This window comes from Companilactobacillus mishanensis (assembly GCF_003946505.1).
Classification (GTDB): domain Bacteria; phylum Bacillota; class Bacilli; order Lactobacillales; family Lactobacillaceae; genus Companilactobacillus; species Companilactobacillus mishanensis.
Window position 1 is genome coordinate 228110 of the sequence record NZ_RHON01000005.1, and the last position, 6437, is coordinate 234546.

At 35.4% G+C, this 6437-nt stretch carries 5 protein-coding genes; 1 reads left to right on the forward strand and 4 read right to left on the reverse strand.

The features are described 5' to 3' along the window. Positions 1-59 precede the first annotated feature (59 nt). On the reverse strand, positions 60-725 hold the full coding sequence (locus tag EKM63_RS07775) for a CPBP family glutamic-type intramembrane protease (protein WP_125705375.1): 666 nt from the start codon (positions 723-725) through the stop codon (positions 60-62). A 123-nt stretch (positions 726-848) separates the two neighbouring features. Between EKM63_RS07775 and EKM63_RS07780 the strand changes: the two genes are divergently transcribed. Further along, positions 849-2000 carry an acyltransferase gene (locus EKM63_RS07780; RefSeq protein ID WP_125705377.1) on the forward strand — a complete coding sequence of 384 codons (1152 nt, stop codon included), beginning with the start codon at positions 849-851 and terminating at the stop codon, positions 1998-2000. Positions 2001-2170: 170 nt separating this feature from the next. Here the strand turns inward: EKM63_RS07780 and EKM63_RS07785 are convergent, their stop codons facing one another. The 3 genes from EKM63_RS07785 to EKM63_RS07795 all read right to left on the reverse strand — a co-directional run bounded on the left by EKM63_RS07785 (position 2171) and on the right by EKM63_RS07795 (position 6283). Further along, the gene (locus EKM63_RS07785; RefSeq protein WP_125705379.1) at positions 2171-4093 is read right to left on the reverse strand and encodes a collagen-binding domain-containing protein; all 1923 of its coding nucleotides are present in this window, start codon (positions 4091-4093) and stop codon (positions 2171-2173) included. Positions 4094-4358: 265 nt separating this feature from the next. Beyond that, positions 4359-5222: an aldo/keto reductase gene (locus EKM63_RS07790; protein WP_125705381.1), complete on the reverse strand. Its 864-nt coding sequence runs from the start codon at positions 5220-5222 to the stop codon at positions 4359-4361. 89 nt (positions 5223-5311) lie between these two features. Then, on the reverse strand, positions 5312-6283 hold the full coding sequence (locus tag EKM63_RS07795) for an ABC transporter substrate-binding protein (RefSeq protein ID WP_164504927.1): 972 nt from the start codon (positions 6281-6283) through the stop codon (positions 5312-5314). Positions 6284-6437 lie beyond the last annotated feature (154 nt).

Sequence of the window (6437 nt, forward strand, 5' to 3'; positions counted from 1 at the left end):
TTTTTACTAATCTTTTATATTCAATTTAACAGTGACACACACCAGATAAGTCGAAAGTATTAAATCATTATTGTTCCAATCAAAGCCCCAATAATCGCAATGAACATCGGCATTTTCTCATCTTGTGTATACAAATAAGTAAAGGCATAGCATAAACCAAACACGGTATTCATGAAAAATTGTAACCATGTTCCAGGCAATGTTATTGCTCCAGCAATCAATCCACTGACGATGATCCCGCCGACAGCACTTGCTGGCGAGCTTTTTCTAAAGAAGTAGTTGAAAAAGAAACCGGTTGATACAAGCTGTTGTTGAACAGCTATTATCAATACATTTGCTATCAAATTAAAGATAAACACTTTTTGATCTGAACTTGTTACATCGTCATTCTTAAATTGTGGCAATTTTCCAGTGACCTGCAAATAGCTGATCATCATACGTAAAACTGTCATCAAAATAATCATTAATGTTATAAAACCAATATTATTTACTAATGAAGCCATAAATTTTTTGCTAGGCTCAGAGAAGCTACTACGTTCTCGCAAATATCTACGTATCATAAGAGCCAATGTAATTATTCCAAAAATAAAGAAAACAGCTACAACGATGGTATTAAGGCCATTCGCATTTGCAGCAAAGTTTTTTAGAATCAATGTTATAACAGCAAACGCTGTCCAAATTAGGTATCTTGAAAAATCGGTACCTGGTGACTCTCCTACTCGCATATATCGTTCTTCCATTCAATAATTTTTCTTCACACATTATATCATACGAAGTGTCTTCATTTTTGTTCGCAATTCATCTATTATAGGAGTTACTTACTTTTATAGTAATTGTGGAGGGGACAAATGAAAGAAAAACAAGGAAGGATCTTTTACCTTGATTTCATCAGAGTTTTAGCAATTTTTCTAGTAATATTTATACATGTTTCAGCAATCGACACAACTTTACACATAGGTAGTACACAGTGGCAAATCACCAGAATCTTGAATTACCTTGCCCACGTCAGTGTACCAATGTTTTTCATGATCTCAGGCGCTCTGTTATTAAGCAATCCACGCACCGAATCGATTTCGTACACTTGGAAAAAACGTATTCCCAGAGTCGTGATTCCATTCGTGGCATGGTCACTTCTATCAACATTCTTTATAGCACTATACGCCCATTCATTCGACTTGGGTGGAGCTTTAAAAATGTATGCACAGTTCTTATATCAACCGGTCTCACCAACATTATGGTTCATGTATCCATTGATTGGACTATATGTTTTGTCACCAGTATTAAGAACATTTGCCAAAAAAGCTAGTACCAAAATGTTGGTATACATTACGTCGATTTGGTTGATCACCAACTCATTGATGCCAACTTTATCACCATTCTTACCCAAGAGCATCATGCATGCACTCGAATTTAATCCTGCATCTAGTTTTTATCTCGTCGGTGGATTTGCAGGTTACTTTATTCTTGGATATTTGATCACTAGACTTGACGTCTCAAAAATCAGCTACTGGGCATTGATTCTAATTTTCTTGATCTGCCTTTTTGCTGGAGATGCTTATTCAACAGCTTATCCAAAAACAAATGACATGTGGAATCAGTATTACGTTACTTCTATCTTTGTTTTAATAATGTCACTATCGTTTTATCTTATTCTACAAAAACTAGGTCAAAGAACCCAATCCGTTGGCGTTAAAAAAACTTTTGCCTTCTTTTCACCACTAGTTTTTGGAATCTATCTTGTTCATAATATTCTTATTTTATTCCTTGAACCTTGGTTCATGGCAAACTTACCTTATCAAGGACTATTAGCCACATTTACGAGATACTTTGCTGTCGCTATTTTGGCCTCCTTAATAATTTGGTTGCTAAGTTTGATCCCAGGTATAAACTATATTTTAACGGGGACACGAGGAGGAATAGGTAAAAATGAATACCACTACAATAATCGGGATAGTTCTACTGATCATATTTCTGACGATCCACTTCATAGTGCTGAATAGAAATACTGTTTATAAAAAAGAACATCACGTAAAGAAGACACCATTGTTACCATATGTAATTGGTACCGGAATACTAAATCTGATTGGTTTAGCAGTCTTAATTTATGGAGTATTCCATTAAAAAAGCTTGAGGAAAATTTCCTCAAGCTTTTATTTTTATACAAATATAATTATTCTCTTCTACGTCTGAAGACAAATGCCATTCCAGCTAGAAGTGCCAATCCAGCTGCTGACAAAATAGCTGATCTTTCAGCACCTGTTTGTGGCAACTTGCCATTCTTGTCATTAGCATTTTGATAAGGAACTTCTGGAATTATTGAATTTCCATTTGTATTCTTATCTACATTTGAAGTTGAAGTACTGTTTTCATCTGATTTTTCATCAGGCGAAGTAATATCTTCATCTTCTTCACCATCTTCACCTTCAGCAGACGTGTCGACATCAGGTTCGGCAGGGATTTCAGGACCACCTGGATTTTCAACATCAGGAACTTCAGGAGTTTCTGGATCCGTAACGCCTGGCGTCTCGGGTTCTTCTGGGTCTGTTACATCTGGTGTTTCGGGTTCCTCTGGATCTGTGACATCTGGTGTTTCGGGTTCCTCTGGATCTGTTACATCTGGTGTTTCGGGTTCCTCTGGATCTGTTACATCTGGTGTTTCGGGTTCCTCTGGATCTGTGACATCTGGTGTCTCTGGTTCTTCTGGATCTGTAACATCCGGTGTCTCTGGTTCTTCTGGCTCCTCAATACTTGGAACTTCGACGTCGGGATTTGTTATATCTGGTGTTTCGAAATCTTCCTCTTCGTCTTTAGTTTCGTCTTGAAGGTCCCATCTATGAGTTTCAGCATTAACGTTGACCTTATCGGCAACAATATTACCATCAAGGTTTTGACCAACATTAACAGTAGCATTAGGTGCTAGAACACTACCTTGGAAAACACCATTCATATTGATATTTCCGTTGTGAAGCTTGTTTGAATTTGTACTATCAGTGAAATTCCAAAGTAAATGATTGTCACCGAAATACTCAGTTTCCTGACTATTTCTGTCGGAACCATCGTCATAAACTATTTTGATTGGTGAATTTACGTTGTAATTTGAATCACCTTTAGTATCAACATTAATAATTACTGTAGGTCCACCTTCGGAGCTTGAAATACCCTTAATAGTTAGAGGTGTACTCCCATTCAAAACATCGGGATCTAAATTAATTATTATTTCGTTATTTTTATTTACTACATAATCATTCACATCAATTACACGATTGTTCATATCGTCAAAATCGCTATTTGAAATATGATTTGGAGTTGATGCGTTAGCAAGGTTTGTAGATGAATTACGAAGATTTTCAAATTCCTTAGCAAAATCAATATAGACTTGTCCATTTTTATCTTGATAAGTTTCTTGAGCAGTCAAATGGTCAATATCTTTTCCATCAACATTTACACGATTTGGATTTGTAGTGTTAACATCAACACCTTCACCAAAAATAACCTTGTTGGTTCTTGTATCACCAGCAGAAACAAAAGAACTATTAGCGATATTAGTAATATTTTGAATATATGTAATTTCTTTATCTAATAATTCTTCATGGATATTTGTTCCAAAGTTGACGTTTCCATCCAAATTCTTAACCGCAAGATTACCATTTGTGTGTGCGTTTAATGTGGCGTCATTTGAAAAGATATGGAAATAAGCTGCAACGCCTAATGGATTATTAGCAACATTTGGATAATCATCATAGACTGTACCACCGTCTTGGACTTCAGGATTACTTGTCGTAACAGGCTGATTATTTTGAACATCAGTTGTATCATTTTCTGCTTCTGGAGCAGTAACATCCTCTGCTGAAGAATCCTCGTTTGTCAGATCACTGTTTTGTTCTGGTTCATCATTGTTAACAGTTAAATCATCAGCTTCTTGTTCTGGTGTCTCTACTTGTGAGCTTGAAACATTTCCTTCCCCAATCTCACCGTCAGCGACATTTGTATCTGCCATTGATGTGTTAGTCAAAATTAAGAAAGACAATGCTGCGGCACAAGTTGCAATACTGGAAAATGCCCATCTACTTTCTTTGAAATTCTTTGTTTTCAAAACCGATTCCCCCTCTGACAAAACAACCGAATTATCAACCGATAAATTAGTGTAATATGCATTATTTTTCATTAATCACGTGATAAAGAGTTATATCATGTTATAAATACTCAAAACAATGTAATTTGTGAATTTATATATTGATATTTTTTTATTTATTGAATGTCATAAATCGATTATTATCCAAAAAAATTTTATCGTCAAGACCACTTTCAGAGAATAAAAAAAAATCCTGCATTTCTGCAAGATTTTATAAACATTGTCACTATTCTGGCAATGGTTTCTTAGCTGATTTTTCCAACCAAGCTGTATTATCTGGATCAGCGTAAATTCTCTTTCCAGTATCAAGTGTAGCAATTTTCTTCATGTCATCTTCAGTCAATTCAAAATCAAAGATGTCGAAGTTTTCCTTCAAACGTGCTTCGTGGACTGACTTAGGAATAATAACTGTATTACGTTGAATATGCCATCTCAGAATAACTTGTGCGACTGTCTTGTTATGCGCAGCGGCAATTTCCTTAAGAACAGCGTCATCAAAGATTCCATCAGAACCACGTCCCATTGGACTCCATGCTTCATGAACGATTTCATTATCTTGAAGATAATTTACCAACTCTGTTTGTTGGAAGTAAGGGTGAGTCTCAATTTGATCGATCACAGGTTTGATTTCTGTTTGAGACATCAAATCCTCCATGTGATGTTTCTTGAAGTTTGAAACACCAATAGATTTGATCTTTCCAGCTTTATACAGCTCTTCCATGGCTTTCCAGGAACCTACATAATCTGGAGCTGGCCAATGCACTAGATACAAATCAAGATAATCTAAACCTAATTTGTTTCTAGTTTTTTCGAAAGCTGCCATAGTCTTGTCGTAGCCATGGTCAGAATTCCAAACTTTTGAAGTAACGAAATACTCATCACGTTTGAGGCCGGATTCTTTCAATGCTTCTCCAAGCCACTGCTCGTTGCCATAGTATGCAGCAGTATCGAAGTGACGATAACCAGCATCAATGGCCCACTTGATAGCTTTCATGAATTCGTCTTTATCCTTCATCAAGAAAACACCAAGACCGATTTGAGGAATTGTTTCTCCATTATTAAACGCGATTTCTGGTACATCTGTCATCATTAATCTACCTCCATAAATGTGTCTATGCATTAACTTTATCATAATATATTAAAAAATGAGTATCTCATTATCGAGATACTCATCATCGGTTATTTAGTAACCTTATCAAGGTTAACTTTTTCATTTTTATACTTCATTGTGTTAGAAATCAATTTTTGTGATTTGGCATATTTAACAGCCTTATCAAAATCAGCTTTCTTAACTTTCTTAGATGAAGCAAATTTTACATCTAAATCATTCATTTTAGCGGCAGATTTTCTTGTTGCTCCAAGTTGTAACAACAACACGTCTGCTGGGACAAATCCTGACTTAGTCAAGTCTTTGGCTGCATCATTGTATGAGTTGATCAAGTTGTTAACATCAGAAACCTTAGAAGTTGTTAAATCATTTGATACTGCAATAATGTCGCCATTCTTGTTGTTTGCTTTTTGTTTGTTCAACACTTTAGCACCGTTTTGTTTAGCGTTACTAATTGCTGGATCACTCAAAACAGCAGCATCAACTTTTTTAGACTTCAAATTACTTACTCTAGTTGTTAAGTTAGCAACATTCTTAACTTTAACATCTGACATCTTCATATCGTTCTTTGAAAGAAGATTCTTCAAGTAATACTTGCTACCATCTTTCTTATCAATGGCAATAGTTTTGCCTTTTAAGCTCTTAACATTTTTAAACTTTTTGTTGGCTACCAAAGCACTGTATCCCGTGGCTGTACCAGCAACTTTCCACGATTTATTGTTTTTAGCAATTGTCGTGAAGTTAACGAGATCAGTTACGGCAACATTCACTTTACCAGCCTTGATTGCATCATTTAATTCACTAGCAGTTTTGAACTGTTGCAATTCTACTTTCACACTGTGAGCATCATAATATTTTTTATCTTGTGCAAAATAAAATGGTAGTGATGAAATTGATTGTGTAGTACCCACCTTGATTGTTGAATCTGTATTAGCTGTTGTATCGGCAGCTTGAGCACTATGTTGATTTAAAAGTGGTACTGAACTTACTAATAATAGTAATGTCGCAAAAATAAGACCGAGTTTTTTCATAACTCTTGTCATATATCGTTCCTCCTTTTTCCAATACCAATATAATAGTATTTTTATCATCAACTTGCCACAAATTCATAAATTTACGTAAATAAACAGACTAACATTAATGAGGAATCATGATTCGACGGAATCGTGATTCCTCATTTTGCTTTTACTAGTAAGA